The sequence below is a fragment of the Prevotella multiformis genome (genome assembly GCF_018127985.1).
Classification (GTDB): Bacteria; Bacteroidota; Bacteroidia; order Bacteroidales; family Bacteroidaceae; genus Prevotella; species Prevotella multiformis.
In genome coordinates this window covers 400,801-416,571 of the sequence record NZ_CP072357.1, presented here as the reverse complement: position 1 = coordinate 416,571, position 15,771 = coordinate 400,801, and the positions used below count along the sequence as shown (strand labels likewise).

Below are 15,771 nucleotides of genomic sequence, written 5' to 3'. Positions count from 1 at the left end.
CCCAACCGGTCGGGAATCCTGTTCCCAACCGATTGGACATACACAGGTCTGTAGGCAGAGCGGCTTCCGCTACCTTTCAATAGGCATGGTCGTCCTCTGCAATTTCCTTTCTGTCGATTGCTTTCTTGTCGATAGAACGCCACGCATAGACGATGTATGCCAGGACGAACGGAACAAGGAAGCTGACATAAAACATGGCCTTGAGCGTGAACTCGCTCGACGAACTGTTCCGGATCGTCAACGAACTCTGGAGGTCGGCCGTAGAAGGATAGTAAGCGGTATTGTTCCAACCTGCAATAAGAAAGAGCACGAGTACCACGAATACCACGCCGATGCCTGCAGGCCAGATGCCGCGGACATAACCGGGCTTGAGGACGGTCCTGACGATTCCGAAAAGCAGCAGTACGATGCCTGCAAGCAGGATCACAGCCAGAGGCCACATCGCCAGAAGATTATTCAGATACTTCATCGATTCCATGAAGACTACGCCCTTCTCATTGACGGCATAGCCTTCACCCAGCAAGGTGACGATGAGGAACGGCAGGAAGAAAAACAGGAACAGAATGGTATTGACGAGCAATTGCCTGCGGATACGCTTTCGGATGACTTCATCGTCTACATTATTATTGATATAGAGCGTGCCGAGGATCCGGGCGAGGAACACCACGGAGATGCCGAAGATGACAACCCACGGATTGAGCAACACGTCCAGACCGCGCGAGCCGTTTGCCCAGTGAGAGATGACCGGCTGCAGGGCATCGGTGATGTTCCCCTTCTCGACGAAGAAATTGGATCCCGTAAAGAAGGTGGCAACGGCTCCGCCCAGAAGCAAGGGGCCGAGAATGCCGTTGAGGATCAGGCAGACCTGGAAAGTGCGTACCCCGAAGAGGTTGCCGGCCTTGTTCTGGAACTCATAACTGACGGCCTGGATAATGAATGTGAACAGTATCAGCAGCCACACCCAGTAGGCACTGCCGAAGCTCGTACTGTAGAACAACGGGAAAGAAGCGAAGAAAGCACCGCCGAATGTGACGAGCGTCGTGAACGTGAACTCCCACTTGCGTCCGGTGGAATTGACGAGCATCCGACGCTCCTCGGGTGTCTTGCCCAACTGAAAGATCATGGAGTTCGCTCCCTGCACGAAAAGCAGGAAAACCAACAAAGCCCCTAACAAAGAGATGATAAACCACCAGTAATGTTGCAGAAAATCGTATGTCATAGTTCCGGTCCTTTCTTAATTTGCTTACACATGATACTTACCTCGACTGCCAGCATTGCCGTGAAGAGGAAGAGGAAGAGGAAGAAGGTGAAGGCGATGCCGCCGCTGGAGAGGTCGCTCACCGCTGCCCACGTCGGAAGCATGTCCTGGATCGTCCATGGCTGACGGCCGAATTCAGCAACGAGCCAGCCGCTCTCACTGGCAATGTACGCCAACGGAATCAGGGCAATGCCCAGCATCTGCAGCCAGCGCGGACGTGTGATGTCCTTCCTGTAGACGACGAACAGCAGGACGGCGAACACGAGGATGAACAGTGCGCCCAGTCCCACCATGATGCGGAAAGCCCAGAAGTTCACGGGGATGAACGGAACCAGCTGGTCGGCATCCTTGATGTAACCGTAACCGAAGTACTTCATGTCACGTTCAAGGACTTTCCGGTTGGCCTCTTTGTCCTTGCCTGCACGGAAGTCCTTGAGCGCCTGAATCGCCTTACGTCCACGTTCCTGCTTTTCTTTCAGGGAAGGTTCCTGCGTGCCGTCCGCCTTCGGGTAGCCCTTGATAATGTCTCTCACACCCGGAACGAAACCGTCGGGATCGTGCGTGGCAAGGAGAGAGAGCATATTGGGTACGGCTATCCGCATGGGAGGTTCGGCATCCGTCATGTAGTCAGGCTGTCCAAACGGATTGACAAGAGCAATTCCGGTAAGTCCCTGGCTGTTCCCGCCTTCGTAGAGCGCCTCCATGGCGGCCAGCTTCATGGGCTGGGTCTGTGCCACCATATAGGCAGAGTTGTCGCCCGTGAAGGCCGCCAGAAAGGAAGCCGCAAGCCCGACGATGGAACCTATCTTTATGCTTTGCGTGGCAAGTTCGGCATGCCGCCTGCGGAGCAGGTACCAGCAACCGACACCGACAGTGAACGCCGCTCCCAAGACCCAGGCCGACGTAACCGTATGCGTGAACTTGTCGATCGCAAACGGACTCAGTGCCACGTCGAAGAAAGAGGTCATCTCGTTGCGCATCGTCTCCGGATTGAAAGTACAGCCGACGGGGTACTGCATCCACGCATTCGCGACGAGAATCCACCAGGCGGAAATCGTCGCTCCCAGACCCGTAAGCCACGTGGAGGCAAGATGGAAACCGGCGGAGACCTTGTTCCAGCCGAAGAACATCACGGCGACAAAGGTAGACTCCATGAAGAACGCCAGGATTCCCTCGATGGCAAGCGGTGCGCCGAAGATGTCACCGACAAACCAGGAATAGTTGCTCCAGTTCGTTCCGAACTCGAACTCGAGGATGATGCCCGTGGCGACGCCCATGGCGAAATTGATGCCGAACAGCCGCTGCCAGAAGCGTGCCGCCGTCCGCCAGAAATCCTTCCGGGTACGATAATAACAAGTCTCCATGATGCCCATGATGACTGCCAGTCCCAACGTCAATGGGACGAATAACCAGTGATAGATGGCGGTCAGCGCGAACTGCGCGCGCGACCAGTCAACGGTCCCTGGGTCAATGGTCAAAAGTAGGTTTTCCATTGTCTGTTGTTTATTAAAATGTTAAGAATTGAATGTCCTTTCTTCGGAAGAGCGGGCAGGCTTACCGCTGCCGCCGCCTATCGCTTCATCAGCTGCTGTTCCACAAATGCTCCCTCTTTTCCCGGTTCTGCTTTCTGTTTCAGAAAGTTCGGGAAGAAGAACACCTTCAGCACAAGGAAGATGACAATCAGCTTGATGATTATCACCGCCCAGAGCGTCCTGCCCAAAGTCATGTGCCGGAATCCATCATAATAGAGGTCAAAAGCACGATAAATAAACCCTTTCTTGTTCACAGTATGGAATAGTTCTCTTACTTGTACTTTATACAGACTACGTTTGCAAAGGTAAACAAATATTTCTAAAGTTGTTCTATATTTCCCTAAAAATAGACGTAATTTTGATTTTTAAAGATTATCAACGTGCTTTTAATTGATATTCCCTATAAAAAAGAGTACTTTTGCAGGAAAACTTTATCGTCATTCAGGCAATGAACAAACTATTCAACATATTGATGCTGTTCTGTCTCTCCCAAGGCGTTCAGGCACAGGAGGTATATTCCCTGCAACGGTGCAGGGAACTGGCCCTGCAGAACAACCGGCAGCTGAAAGTATCGAGAATGTCCGCCGATGTCGCCGAGAACACACGCAAGGCAGCAAAGACGAAGTACCTGCCACGGGTCGATGCGCTGGCCGGCTACCAGCATTTCTCACGCGAAATATCGCTTCTCAGCGACAAACAGAAGCGTGCGTTCGGCCATCTCGGTACGAATACCGTGGGGCAGACAGGCAGCCAGATGGAGCAGAATCTCGCCTCCCTGGTGCAGCAGGGGATCCTCAGTCCGCAGACAGCCCAGCAGCTCGGGCAGGTTCTCGGGAACATAACAACCCCTCTCATCCAGGCGGGAAACAACATCGGGCAGCGCATTAACGATGCATTCCGGTCGAACACGAAGAATGTCTATGGCGGAGCCATTGTCGTCAACCAGCCTATTTACATGGGAGGAGCCATCAAAGCGGCCAACGACATGGCAGCCATCGGCGAACAGGTCGTGCAGAACAACATCGAACTCAAACGGCAGCTGATTCTCTATGGAGTGGACAATGCGTACTGGATGGCTATCTCGCTGAAAAAGAAAGAGGCACTGGCGATCCGCTACCACGATCTGGCACAGAAACTGGACGATGATGTGAAGAAGATGATCCGTGCCGGAGTGGCGACACGTGCCGACGGGCTGAAGGTGGACGTGGCTGTCAATACGGCCGACCTGCAGATCGCCCGCATCCAGAGCGGAGTCTCATTGGCGAAGATGGCTCTGTGCGAGCTGTGCGGTCTGGAGCTGGACGGCAATATCAGACTCTCGGACGAAGGAGACGCCGACATTCCGCCCGCCCCGTCTGCCCAGTATGACACCCGGGAGAGCACGGCCTCGGCCCATGCGGACTCCATCGAGAGCCGTCCCGAACTCCGTCTGCTTCAGAATACAATCGACCTCAGCAGGCAGAACACCAAGCTCGTCCGATCGCTCTACCTTCCCCACATACTGCTCACGGGCGGCTATTCCCTGTCGAATCCCAATCTCTTCAACGGATTCCAGAAGCGTTTCACCGATCTCTGGAACATCGGCGTGACCGTACAGGTTCCGATATGGACGTGGGGAGAGAACAGATACAAGGTACGTGCCAGCAGGACCGCCACGAGCATTGCACGGCTCGAACTGGAAGACGCCCGAAGAAAGATCGATCTGGAAATAGAGCAGAACCGTCTCCGTCTCAAGGACACCAACAAGCAGCTGGCCACGGCCCACAAGAACATGGAGGCTGCCGAAGAGAATCTCCGCTGCGCGAACATCGGCTTCAAGGAAGGAGTGATGACCGTTACCGATGTCATGACGGCGCAGACGGCCTGGCACACGGCAAAGACGGCCATCATCGATGCGGAGATAAACGTCAGACTGGCACAGACCGGATTACAGAAGGCACTCGGAAACCTCTGAGAATCAAGTTCCGGTCTTCACGCCTTGCTTCCCATGACCGATCCGAAATACAGATCTTAAAATTCAAAACAAAGAAATATGTCAGCAAAATCACAACATAACAATATCCTGTTAGCCGTCTTGGGCTTTGTCTCCGTCGTCGTCCTCGTGGCTGTCATCGGCTACTTCACGATTGACCGTACAAAGGAAGTCATACAGGGAGAGGTCGAAGTAAGCGAATACCGCGTGGCGTGCAAGCTCCCCGGCCGAATAACGGACATCAAGGTAAAGGAGGGAGACTTCGTCCACAAGGGGGACATCGTCGCCACGCTGGCCATCCCGGAAGCGAGCGCACAGGAGAAAGTGGCAGAGGCGACCGCCGGTGCGACCGACGCACTGAGCGCACTGGCCGAAGCACCGACACGCCACGAGACCGTAGAGAGCGCCTACCAGCTCTATCAGCAGGCCATCGCCGCCAACGGCATCGCCGAGAAGACATACGGCCGCATGCAGCGGCTGTATGAAGAGGGGGTGATGACCGCACAGAAACGGGACGAGGCGATGGCTGCCTACGAAGCCACCAAGGCCGGCGTTGAAGCCGCCAAAGCGCAATGGGAACTTGCCCGGAACGGTGCGCGCCAGGAGACCAAGGAGGCTGCGAAGAAGCAGGCGCAGGCAGCCCGTTCGGCTATCGACGTGGTACGCTCCGTCCTGAAAGAGACCGTACAGCGGGCGACCGCCGACGGCGAAGTCGAAACGATCTACCCGAAAGTAGGCGAGCTTGTCGGTCTGGGCAGTCCGATCATGAGCATCTCCATGGTGAATGACGTATGGGGTACTTTCAACGTCCGTGAGGACCAGCTCAAGAACATGAAGGTGGGGACGCTCCTCAAGGTCTTCATTCCGGCTCTTGACAAAGACATAGAGATGCGCGTGACTTCGCTGAAGGACCAAGGCTCCTACGCCGTATGGAAAGCCACCAAGACCAACGGGCAGTACGACCTCAAGACTTTCCAGGTGAAGGCCCGTCCGACCGGGAAGATTGACGGACTGAAGCCCGGGATGTCTCTGATACTGAAATAGAGGGAGGCCCCTCTCATCCCGCCGGAGGCTCATTCCGGAACGTCTGTCAGCACCTTTATTGCAGGCTGCCACCCCATCACCCGCCACAGCTGTAACCGTCTCCCGCAGACACTCTCCGGATCCGGCCGCATTGCCGGCACACCCCCGTCGCCCATCATGGCTCAAACTGCCCCCATCACCGTCCAGCACAATGAAGAAATTACACATATACATAAGAAGGCTGTTCCATCTCTCTGCACGGGAAGTGGGGCTGATGGTCCATAACCCCATCTACATCTGCTGCATGGTCGTATTCCCACTCGTCGTCATTCTCTTCTTCACTTCCTTGATGAGCGAAGGACAGCCGGAGAAGCTGCCGTGTGGGGTCGTCGATAACGACAACACCTCGATGACACGTGCCATGATCCGCCAACTGGATGCCTTCCAGAGCACCCACGTCGCCGGGCATTACAACAGCGTCGCCGAGGCGCGCGAGGCCATACAGCGCAATGAGATCTATGCTTTCCTGTATATCCCAGAAGGGACGACCGCCCGGCTCATTTCAAAACGGCAGCCCAAAGTATCGTTCTATTACAGCAATGTCACCCTCGTAGCAGGCAGCATGCTCTTCAAAGACCTCAAGACCGTAACCACCCTCAGCGCGGCCGCCGTGGGATCGGCCAAGCTGCAGATGCTGGGAAAGACCCCTTCGGAAATCAGAAACTTCATCCAGCCCGTAGCCCTCGACGTACACATGGTAGGCAATCCGTGGATGAACTATAATGTCTATCTGAGCAGCATCATGGTACCGGGCATACTGATACTTTTCATGTTCCTCATCACCGCCTACTCCATCGGTACGGAACTGAAGTTCGGGCGGGCGCACGGGTGGATGGCAATGGCAGACGGCAACATCTTCATAGCACTCACCGGAAAGCTGCTTCCGCAGACGCTCATCTTCCTGAGCATCTTCCTGGGCTACGAGTGGTATGTCTACGGCTATCTGGACTTTCCCCACCCGGGAGGCCTGCACATGATTCTCCTTCTTGCCGCCCTTACCGTCTTCTCCTCCCAGGGATTCGGGGTGTTCGCCTTCGGGCTGATGCCTTCTCTGAGAATGTCGATGAGCGTATGTTCACTCTGGGCTGTCGTGGGCTTTTCCGCCTGCGGTGCCACCTTCCCGCTCTTCGCCATGGACGGCATGATCGAGGCTCTGGCACAGATCATCCCGCTGCGGCATTACTATATGATCTATCAGATCTGCATCTTCAACGGCTATCCGCTGATTGACGCCTGGTTGAGCGTCGTCGCCCTGGTGGCATTCGCGGCTCTTCCCATTCTCGTGACACGCAACATCAAGCGTGCCATGGTGGAGTACGTGTACATCCCCTGAAGAACAGAAGCAGCTTCTCCGGAAGAGACAGGTGCAATCTCATCACAGTTCATTACTGCTTAGTATCACCACTTATCATGTCAGAAGAAAAATCCTCCCATACCCCTATAAAGAAAGCAGGCTCAGGCATCCTGGGCTTCCTCTCTTCACTATGCTATATCTGGTGGCTGGAAACAAAAAGTACTATCAAGGACGAGGGAGTTTTGATCTTCTTCATTCTCGTCCCGCTGGCGTATCCCCTGCTCTACTCATGGATATATAACAACGAGGTGGTAAGAGAGGTTCCCGTGGCGATAGTGGACCTCTCCCACTCCGCATCGTCCCGTGAGTTCATACGCGACTTCGATGCCTCTCCGGATGTCCATGCCGCCTATTATTGCAACAGCCTGCGGGAGGCACAGGGTCTGGCAGGAAAACAGGCTGTACATGGCGTACTCTATTTCCCCGAAGACTTCGACCGTACGCTGAACCGCGGAGACCAGGCGCATGTAGGTGTCTACTGCGACATGAGTCTGATGCTCACCTACAAGGCCATTTACCAGTCGGCACTCGCCGTATCGCTCAAGATGGGAGAAGAACGCCAGAAACCACGTTCGTTCTCATTCACGGAACGTGATGAGGAGCTGAACACCGAACCGCTCTCGGTCGACGCGCAGCCTATATTCAACACGACAGGCGGCTACGGCAATGCAGTTCTCCCCGGCGTGCTGATCCTTATCCTGCAGCAGACCCTCCTTCTCGGCATCGGGCTATCGGCAGGGACGGCACGCGAGAACAACCGTTTCCAGGATCTCGTCCCCATCGGAAGGCATTACGACGGCATCATGAAGATCGTACTGGGGAAATCGTCCTGCTATTTCATGGTCTATTGCGTCATGTCGGCTTACATCACCATGGCAGTCCCTTATTTCTTCAGCTTCACCATGCTTGCCCGCCCCTCCGACCTCTTCCGGCTTCTCCTACCCTATCTTCTGGCGGTCATCTTCTTCGGAATGACGCTCTCCTGCATGGTACGCTATCGTGAGAATGTGATGCTGCTGGTAGTCTTCACGTCCGTCCCCTTCCTCTTCCTTACCGGTGTGTCGTGGCCGCAGAGCAACATTCCCGGCATCTGGCAGGGCTTCAGCTGGCTCATCCCATCCACATTCGGCGTACGAGGCTATCTACGCATATCATCCATGGGAGGTTCCATCGACGATATCCTTCCCGAAATCCGAGGGCTTTGGATACAGGCCGTTGTCTATTTCGTCACGACCTGCTTCGTCTACCGATACCAGATCATCAGCGCACGCAAGCATGCCATCGCCCACTACCAGATGATACAGAACAGCATCAGGTCGGCACGTGAGAAAAGAGAAGACGGCAAATAACGCTGCATTTCCCTGCCGCCGTCAACTTGCCCCCCGCGTGTCTGTCCGGCAGAAAGAACACGGACAGGTTCCTGACAGCCGGGGCAGCACGCCTGTATCCCTTGCCGTCACGGTAAACTTTTCCTGTACAAGCTGGCGGTCACCCTCTGCGACAGGTATGAGCGTGACAGGTACGCCTTCCTCTTCCCGCTCCCTGCCGTTGTACAGATGCCCGCCACCCGCCGTGTTGGCGTTAGTCACCAACTGTGTTGATGCCCGCCACCAGTCGTGTCGGCTGTTCGTCACCGTTCGTGTCATCAACGGACATTGCATGCTGAGGGTCCGCACGCCTGCAATTGGTTACGGGGAATACAGCCGCATAACAGGCGAGAGAAATGCTTTCAAAATCATCGTTGGATATGACGGAGGAGGAACTGACGGAAGAGCCGCCCTCAGGCTTCAAATAACAAATAGCCCTTATATGCTGACAGACAAGGTTATTTGTCAGTGTGAAAGACGGCAGATATTGGATGCTTGCGGAATGGTTTAGAACAAACCCCAAAAGGATCGCCAACGAAAAAGCCATGGCATACCGAAAAGCCATGGCTTTGACTCCCGTGAAGGAATGTCCTCAAAAATGGAACAGCATCACTTGTATTTCTGCAGGAAGGTATCAGCCTGCGTATTCCCCAGCTCTTTTGCCTTCAGGATGTTCTTGACGCCCTCGCTCTTCTGCTTCAGTTCGCACTGTGCAATACCCAGAATCAGGTAGGCATCAGGATGCGCGGCATCAAGCTGGATGGCCTGCCGGGCTGCACTCACTGCGGCATCCATTTTATTCAGCCGCAGCAGAAGACTCCCGGCCTCGGTAGGATACAGAGCCTCTTCAGGGTCGATGCGGGAGGCGATGAGAATATCTTGTAAAGCCTGCTGCCACATACGCCCCTTCACTTCACACTGTTCGCGCATATAATAGAAGTCGGCACCGAGCCGTCCCTGATTGAAATACTCATAGGTATAATAATCCTGTATGGCCTTCCGGTATTCTCCCATTTTCTCCAGCTGCTGGCCACGCATATAGAAATAAGGTGCCGAAGTAGAGACGTAAGGCGTATCGCAGAGTTCTATGCTCTTGTTGAGAAGATCGAGGATCTCCTGGTCGGAAGCACCCAGATGCTGGCGGCTCTGTGCCATTTCCAGATACAGCTCCGGATTGTTGAACTTGGTCTTCGTCAGCGCTTCGAATTCTGCATAAGCCTTCGCAAAGTCGCCTTTTGCAAAGACGATCTGTGCCTGCAGATGGCGGTAGGCATCAACCGGCCGAACCTCCTGTGCCTTCCGGATTACCTCCAGAGCCTTGTCAAGTGTCCACCCGACGGACTTCGTTTTCGCCTCAAGCGAGGGGTTCAATGCGTTCTGATAAATGAGGCGTGCATAATTGTAAAATGCTTCGTCTTTGGCTGTGACTTTCCCGATGGCCGTCTGTAATGTCTTGTCGGCTTCGGCGATGTCCCCCTTTGCTATCATCCTGTTTGCCCAGGCATAATAGCCGTCATTCGCCTGCGGGAACTTCTCCATGAAGTCTTTGACGACGGCCTCATGCACGCTTTCGGGCTTCTCGGAGGACAGCATCAATGCCACAACCGCCTCCTCGGCAGTATCCGGCAGCCCGATGCGGATGGCACTCTGCCGGAGTGTCGCATCATTCTGGGAAAGGCCTTTCAGCACAAAGCTCCTGGCATAGCCAGCATCTGTTGCACTTTGCAAAGACCCCGACAGGCTGAAAAGTCCTATGACCTGCCCTTTGGCATTACAGACTGGAGCACCGTTCAACTTATCGGTGGCAGGGGAGTTCAGGATCGTATAATGGTATTTGCCCATGAAGGTCTCGACGCTCGACGCACTTGCCTTCAGGGGACTTCCGCTTTTCGCCATGGGCGCAATCCATAGATCCTCGCCTGCACTGACGGTTGTCGCCAACGGTGCGGCTGAAGTCTTCCCGCTCACTTTGAACTTTGCCATGTCGTAGATTTCGTCAGCACCAAGCAGGTACATGACATCGTGCTTCTGCCCTTTTGCATCTACCACGACGGCCTTTTCAGCTCCGATAAAAGGCTTCCATGGACTCACGGCGACACCATCTACACCGATACACACACCGTTGGAGGTCGCCAGAATACTGCCGTCAGCCTTGAAGGTGGTCAGGGTGAAAGCGGCATCGGCAGCCTTCTTTACAGCTCCCGGCTGTGCAAGAGCCGGTATCGCAATGCCCAGGAAGCTTACAAGGGTGAAGACGATTCTTTTTACATTCAAGTTCATTCTTTTTCTCATTGTGTTCAATGTCATAAGGCTTAGTATGTTATTTCCTGCCGAGACCCAGCAGATCCCGCGCATTCTGCAGGGCTGCATCGGAGATGTCTGCACCGGAAAGCATCTGGGCAATCTCCGCCACCCGCTGTTCTTCGGTGAGCTCACGCATCCGGCTCCGGGTACCCTCCGGTGTCTCTTCTTTCTCGACTTTGTAATGTGAACTGCCCAAGGCAGCTATCTGCGGCAGATGGGTAATTGAAATGACCTGACGGTTGTTATTGCCCATCTCCTGCATGATAAGTGCCATTTTCTGGGCGATCTTACCACTGACCCCCGTGTCAATTTCGTCAAAGATGATGGTCGGCAGTTTTACGGCCCCGCTGACCATTGCCTTTAATGACAACATGACACGGGCTATCTCTCCGCCTGAAGCGACCTGCGCGACAGATTCCATCCTTGTACTGGTGTTGGCAGAGAAGAGGAATTGCACCTTATCCGCACCGTCCGTCGACAAGGGCTTGGCCGTCAGCTCCACCTTGAATCTGACATTGGGGATACCGAGCGGAACGAGGCGGCTGCTCATCTGGGCTTCTACCGTTTTGATGGCTTTCCGTCTTGAGGTCGTCAGCTTCCCCGCCAGTTTCTCACATTCGTCCAGCTGCCTCTTCACCTCCTGTTCAAGTGTTTCGAGTTCTTCGTCGCTGTGTTCGATGTTCTTCAGCTGTTTTTCCATCTCGTCCCGGATGCCGATCAGTTCTCTCTCCGTGGATACATGGAACTTCTGCTCAAGGGCGTTCAACTGGTCGAGTTGCTGGTTGATGCTGTCCAGCCGGGAGGGGTCAAAGTCGATCAGTCCGCTCTCGCCGCTTATTTCTTCTGCAATGTCTTTCAGTTCAATATGTACGGAAGAAAGCCGCTGCACCAGTTCCTGCGCTTTGGGATAAACGTTCTCAATGTTACCGAGACTCTCAAGACTTCTCCCCAGCCTGCTAAGAACGCCATTGTCATCCTCGTTCAAAAGACTGTCAGCCTCATAGAACGCCGTTTTGATGTCCTCGGCATGAGAGAGGGTCTCGCTTTCCTGTTCCAGCTCCTCCTGTCTGCCCTCCGTCAGTCCGGCACTGTCAAGTTCGCCGAACTGGAAGCGCATGAACTCCTCGTTTTCCTGTGCACGGGCAATCTGTTCTTTCAGTTCAGAAAGCTGTTTCTCCGCATTTTTGTAGCATTGGAAAGCTGTCTGATAAGCCGCAAGTTCCGTGCTGTCCTGTGCGATAATATCCACGACGTTCAACTGGAAATCATCTTTTTGCAGGAGCAGGTTCTGATGCTGCGAGTGAATGTCTATGAGCTGTTCGCCCAGCGTACGCATCATCTGCAACGACACAGGGGTGTCATTGATGAAAGCTCTTGATTTTCCGGTGGCAGTCAGTTCGCGCCGGATAATCGTGTCCTCCGGTTCAAAATCGATGTCGTGGGCTTCAAAGAAAGCTTCGAACCCATAGTTGGAAAGGTCGAAATGCGCTTCAATGGTACACTTCTTCTCTCCCTGTTTTATCAGTTTGCTGTCTGCCCTGTTGCCCAGCAGCAGACCGATAGCCCCCAGGATAATGCTCTTCCCGGCTCCCGTTTCACCGGTAATTACCGAGAAACCGGGACGGAACTCGATGTCCAGCTGGTCAATCAAGGTGAAATTCTTTATATATAGATGTTTCAGCATAGATGTGCGAATTATAATTGTCGGTGTGGAAAGGTGCGGACAAGATCGTGCCGCGACTATTGCTTGATCTTTTCCCAGGTGATGTTCTGACTGGCATTGATGCTGAAGAGGATGTCGTAGACCTGTTCCTTCTCTTTCTGCGTCCCTTTCCCCTTGTATATATTAGCCAGTTCGTCTTTCTTGTAGTCGGTCCATATCTGCGGCAGCAGACTCATCGGCCGGTTCTCATGTGCTTTCTTCAGTCCGTTTCCCAAGGCCGTAGTGATGTTCGTCCGGCCTCTCTCGGCATTATTCACCATTTCGTCCAGCCCGGTTCTGTAATAGTCATATTGCAGCTGGCGGAATGGTTTCAAGGCACCGTCGAGGTAATCATTGATGATGGCGAAGCGGTTGCGTGGATTATCAAAGGCTTTCCATCCGGTAAAGCTGAGGTTCTGCGCATTGTTCGTCAGGTTCATGCATTGCTGCAGAATATCCTCCCCTCCCATCGGTGAGAACGAGTCAAGGTCCATGCCGATGATGAGGTAGGCATAATAAGCTATCAGAGCCGTCAGTTGGTTGTCTATGTTCTGTTCATGAAATTCAATCTGGTCGTATTGGGCGAATGTGAAATTGAAGTCCCCGTCCTGGCTGTTATAGAGAATGGACGTATAGGCCGCATTGTAGACAGGACGGTTCGCCTGTATCAGCGCCGAACAGGTAAACATATTACTGCCCGGGTCATATTTGCTTACGGTGATGTTGAAGCTGCAGACGATCCGTTCGTTTTTCTGGAAGTGGTAGTGGGTCCACTGTCTTGTGTTGATGAACTGTTCCAGTGTCTGCTGAAGATTATCAAAGACCGATGCATCCGTCCCCTGTATCTGGCTGTGGTTTACGGTCACCTTTGCATTCAGTTCCTGTGCAGACAGGCTTTCTTCAGAGAATAGAAGCAAGCTCGTCAATAATATCACGAGCCACCTCCGTCTTCGGTTTCTTGCCATAACTCTTCTTTCCTTCTTTATTGATGATCACGACCTGATTGTCGTCAGACCGGAATGTCGTCCCGGGAATCCTCGTCGAATTCAATACGATGAAGTCAGCATGCTTCTTCTCGAGTTTCTTGCGGGCGTTGAGTTCTTCTTCCTGGGTCTCCAATGCGAAAGCGACGATGCGTTGGCGGCCTTCCTTCATATTGCCTATGGCGGCAGCAATATCCTGTGTCGGTCTTAATCTTAACGACAGTCCGTCCCCTTCCCGCTTGATTTTCTGCATGGCAATCGTCTCCGGACGAAAGTCGGCTACAGCGGCACAGAGTATGGCCGCATCGCACTTAGGGAATGCTTCGGTCGCAGCACCATACATCTCACGGCAGCTTTCGACATCAACACGCCGGATACCTGCCGAGCAGGTAAGGCTGACAGGACCTGCAACAAGAATGACTTTCGCACCGCGCCGGTGACACTCTTCTGCCAGCGCAAACCCCATCTTCCCTGAAGAGTAGTTGCCGATGAAACGCACAGGATCGATCTTTTCATAGGTGGGGCCGGCAGTGACGAGAATCGTCTTGCCCTCCAGATCGCCTGTCACAGCCGTTTCTCCCGTTGAGGCGGAGAAATATTCCTCCAGTGTCTTTACGATTTCCTCCGGTTCTTCCATCCGGCCTTTCCCTTCCAGTCCGCTGGCAAGGAAGCCGCTCCCCGGCTCGATAACGTGATTGCCATAACCCCGAAGCATCTCAAGACTTCTCTGTGTCGATGGATGTCTGTACATATCCAGATCCATCGCGGGGGCGATGAAGACAGGGGCTTTCATGGAAAGATAGGTCGTAATAAGCATGTTGTCAGCCACCCCGTTCGCCATCTTTCCCAGAGTGGCGGCCGTGCAGGGGGCTATGAGCATGGCATCCGCCCATAGCCCAAGATCGACGTGGGAGTTCCATGTCCCGTCCTTCTGGGAGAAGAACTCGCTGACCACAGGCTTATGTGTCAGTGCTGACAGAGTGACCGGCGTGATAAATTCCTTGCCGGAAGGCGTGATGACCACCTGCACTTCGGCACCCCGCCTGACCAGTTCCCGGATGACAAGGCAGCTCTTGTAAGCTGCAATCGAACCGGTTATGCCCAGGACGATTTTCTTTCCTTCAAGCATCACCTTATTTATTATTGGATCCTCTATTTATTATTGAATTCCCTCAGCCGGATACGGGTCAGCACCTGCTTCGTATTGTATGTGAAGTCGCTTGCCAGCATCCAGCTGTAATATCCCGGATCCCGATGCAGTACGTCAGCCACGTTCCACCCCCTGTATTTTCCGAAGTTGAACACTTCATGCCGGCGTGGTTTCCCGGTTGCATCAAGCAGCAGGTTGCCGTCCTTGTCGGTCGTCTCCTTCCATACCATCCGACCGGCAAAGTCTACAAAGTCGTTCATGCGTGAGAACTCGGCAAGCTCATCCATGTCGTTGTTCAGCACACGTTCGGGCTCCTCCTGTCTGCCGGGAGCATACATATCAAGTTCTCCTTGCAGCACACGCCACGTGGCTTCCGTGTCCTGATCGGCCCGGTGTGCCTCAAAGTCCTCCTCCATTTTCCTGCCGCAATAGAACTTATAGGCGGCGGCGAGATTCCGGCGTTCCATCTTGTGATAGATATTCTGCGCATCTATCAGGCGGCTCTTCGTAAAATCGAAGTCGACCCCTGCACGCAGGAACTCCTCCGCCAGCATGGGAACGTCAAAGCGGTTTGAATTGAAACCAGCGAAATCACACCCGGAGAACTTGTCGGCCAGCTCCTTTGCTTTCTGCTTGAAAGTGGGTGCTTCGGCGACATCCTCATCCGAAATCCCCGTCAGCTGTGTCACTTCTGACGGAATCGGCTTGCCGGGATTGATAAAGATGTTCTCTCTCTCTTCCTTTCCGTCAGGATAAGCCTTTATGAAAGAAATCTGAATGATCCGGTCGTTTACAAGGTCAAGTCCTGTCGCCTCCAGATCGAAGATCACCAGGGGCTTTGTCAAATTCAGTTTCATACGTTCGTGTATTCCCTATATGTCCAAGGGAGAACGGCGATTGGCAGGGGATAAAAGAATCCACGTCGGCATGCTGTCCCCACGGGGTCTGACAGCTCTTCGCATCCATGCGCTTTCATGCGGCATCTCCGGCCTTCCCCTTCTTACGCACGGTCTGTCATGCCCTTTCGATGAGGAAAGCGGAAACCGTCCGTCTGAAAGACGACAAT

13 protein-coding genes are annotated in these 15,771 nt (G+C 53.8%); 4 read left to right on the top strand and 9 right to left on the bottom strand.

All coding sequences use genetic code 11. The annotated features are described in order from the left end of the window. Window positions 1-76 precede the first annotated feature (76 nt). From J4864_RS01570 to J4864_RS01560, 3 genes are all read right to left on the bottom strand, one after another. A complete protein-coding gene (locus J4864_RS01570) occupies window positions 77-1,219 on the bottom strand; it encodes a cytochrome d ubiquinol oxidase subunit II (RefSeq protein ID WP_211814360.1) in 1,143 nt (380 codons plus the stop codon). After that, window positions 1,216-2,751, bottom strand: a complete 1,536-nt coding sequence (locus J4864_RS01565; RefSeq protein WP_211814359.1) for a cytochrome ubiquinol oxidase subunit I — start codon at window positions 2,749-2,751, stop codon at window positions 1,216-1,218. The genes J4864_RS01570 and J4864_RS01565 overlap by 4 nt, the downstream gene beginning before the upstream one ends. A 77-nt stretch (window positions 2,752-2,828) precedes the next feature. Then, window positions 2,829-3,044, bottom strand: coding sequence for a DUF4492 domain-containing protein (locus J4864_RS01560; protein WP_007368415.1), 216 nt, complete (start codon window positions 3,042-3,044; stop codon window positions 2,829-2,831). Between the two features lie 194 nt (window positions 3,045-3,238). Here J4864_RS01560 and J4864_RS01555 point away from each other — a divergent pair, with 194 nt between their 5' ends. The 4 genes from J4864_RS01555 (at window position 3,239) to J4864_RS01540 (ending at window position 8,548) form a co-directional block, all read left to right on the top strand. Next, window positions 3,239-4,744, top strand: coding sequence for a TolC family protein (locus J4864_RS01555; protein ID WP_211814358.1), 1,506 nt, complete (start codon window positions 3,239-3,241; stop codon window positions 4,742-4,744). A gap of 78 nt (window positions 4,745-4,822) precedes the next feature. Further along, on the top strand, window positions 4,823-5,806 hold the full coding sequence (locus J4864_RS01550) for an HlyD family secretion protein (protein ID WP_211814357.1): 984 nt from the start codon (window positions 4,823-4,825) through the stop codon (window positions 5,804-5,806). A 190-nt stretch (window positions 5,807-5,996) separates the two neighbouring features. Further along, on the top strand, window positions 5,997-7,178 hold the full coding sequence (locus J4864_RS01545; protein WP_211814356.1) for an ABC transporter permease: 1,182 nt from the start codon (window positions 5,997-5,999) through the stop codon (window positions 7,176-7,178). 77 nt (window positions 7,179-7,255) lie between these two features. Beyond that, window positions 7,256-8,548, top strand: coding sequence for an ABC transporter permease (locus J4864_RS01540; protein ID WP_211814355.1), 1,293 nt, complete (start codon window positions 7,256-7,258; stop codon window positions 8,546-8,548). Window positions 8,549-8,569: 21 nt separating this feature from the next. On the opposite strand, the gene J4864_RS01535 is transcribed toward J4864_RS01540, so the two are convergent. The 6 genes from J4864_RS01535 to J4864_RS01510 form a co-directional block, all read right to left on the bottom strand. Then, window positions 8,570-8,845, bottom strand: a complete 276-nt coding sequence (locus J4864_RS01535; protein ID WP_211814354.1) for a hypothetical protein — start codon at window positions 8,843-8,845, stop codon at window positions 8,570-8,572. Between the two features lie 330 nt (window positions 8,846-9,175). After that, entirely contained in the window at window positions 9,176-10,858 is a 1,683-nt protein-coding gene (locus J4864_RS01530; protein WP_211814353.1) for a tetratricopeptide repeat protein, read from the bottom strand. A 28-nt stretch (window positions 10,859-10,886) separates the two neighbouring features. Continuing rightward, window positions 10,887-12,554 (bottom strand): DNA repair protein RecN, encoded by a 1,668-nt coding sequence (gene recN, locus J4864_RS01525; protein WP_211814352.1) that lies wholly within the window; start codon window positions 12,552-12,554, stop codon window positions 10,887-10,889. A gap of 56 nt (window positions 12,555-12,610) precedes the next feature. Next, window positions 12,611-13,537: a type IX secretion system protein PorD gene (porD, locus tag J4864_RS01520; RefSeq protein WP_083809445.1), complete on the bottom strand. Its 927-nt coding sequence runs from the start codon at window positions 13,535-13,537 to the stop codon at window positions 12,611-12,613. Beyond that, complete coding sequence (gene coaBC / locus J4864_RS01515) at window positions 13,473-14,684, bottom strand: bifunctional phosphopantothenoylcysteine decarboxylase/phosphopantothenate--cysteine ligase CoaBC (protein WP_211814351.1); 1,212 nt, start codon at window positions 14,682-14,684, stop codon at window positions 13,473-13,475. The genes porD and coaBC overlap by 65 nt, the downstream gene beginning before the upstream one ends. Before the next feature lie 23 nt (window positions 14,685-14,707). After that, a complete protein-coding gene (locus J4864_RS01510; RefSeq protein WP_007368403.1) occupies window positions 14,708-15,562 on the bottom strand; it encodes a 3'-5' exonuclease in 855 nt (284 codons plus the stop codon). Between the last annotated feature and the right edge of the window lie 209 nt (window positions 15,563-15,771).

Excerpts from the sequence above, each read along its gene's own strand:
- J4864_RS01570 (WP_211814360.1), bottom strand. The coding sequence starts at position 1,219 with ATGACATACGATTTTCTGCAACATTACTGGTGGTTTATCATCTCTTTG.
- J4864_RS01565 (WP_211814359.1), bottom strand. The coding sequence starts at position 2,751 with ATGGAAAACCTACTTTTGACCATTGACCCAGGGACCGTTGACTGGTCG.
- J4864_RS01555 (WP_211814358.1), top strand. The coding sequence starts at position 3,239 with ATGAACAAACTATTCAACATATTGATGCTGTTCTGTCTCTCCCAAGGC.
- J4864_RS01550 (WP_211814357.1), top strand. The coding sequence starts at position 4,823 with ATGTCAGCAAAATCACAACATAACAATATCCTGTTAGCCGTCTTGGGC.
- J4864_RS01545 (WP_211814356.1), top strand. The coding sequence starts at position 5,997 with ATGAAGAAATTACACATATACATAAGAAGGCTGTTCCATCTCTCTGCA.
- J4864_RS01540 (WP_211814355.1), top strand. The coding sequence starts at position 7,256 with ATGTCAGAAGAAAAATCCTCCCATACCCCTATAAAGAAAGCAGGCTCA.
- J4864_RS01535 (WP_211814354.1), bottom strand. The coding sequence starts at position 8,845 with ATGACACGAACGGTGACGAACAGCCGACACGACTGGTGGCGGGCATCA.
- J4864_RS01530 (WP_211814353.1), bottom strand. The coding sequence starts at position 10,858 with ATGAGAAAAAGAATGAACTTGAATGTAAAAAGAATCGTCTTCACCCTT.
- recN (WP_211814352.1), bottom strand. The coding sequence starts at position 12,554 with ATGCTGAAACATCTATATATAAAGAATTTCACCTTGATTGACCAGCTG.
- porD (WP_083809445.1), bottom strand. The coding sequence starts at position 13,537 with ATGGCAAGAAACCGAAGACGGAGGTGGCTCGTGATATTATTGACGAGC.
- coaBC (WP_211814351.1), bottom strand. The coding sequence starts at position 14,684 with ATGCTTGAAGGAAAGAAAATCGTCCTGGGCATAACCGGTTCGATTGCA.
- J4864_RS01510 (WP_007368403.1), bottom strand. The coding sequence starts at position 15,562 with ATGAAACTGAATTTGACAAAGCCCCTGGTGATCTTCGATCTGGAGGCG.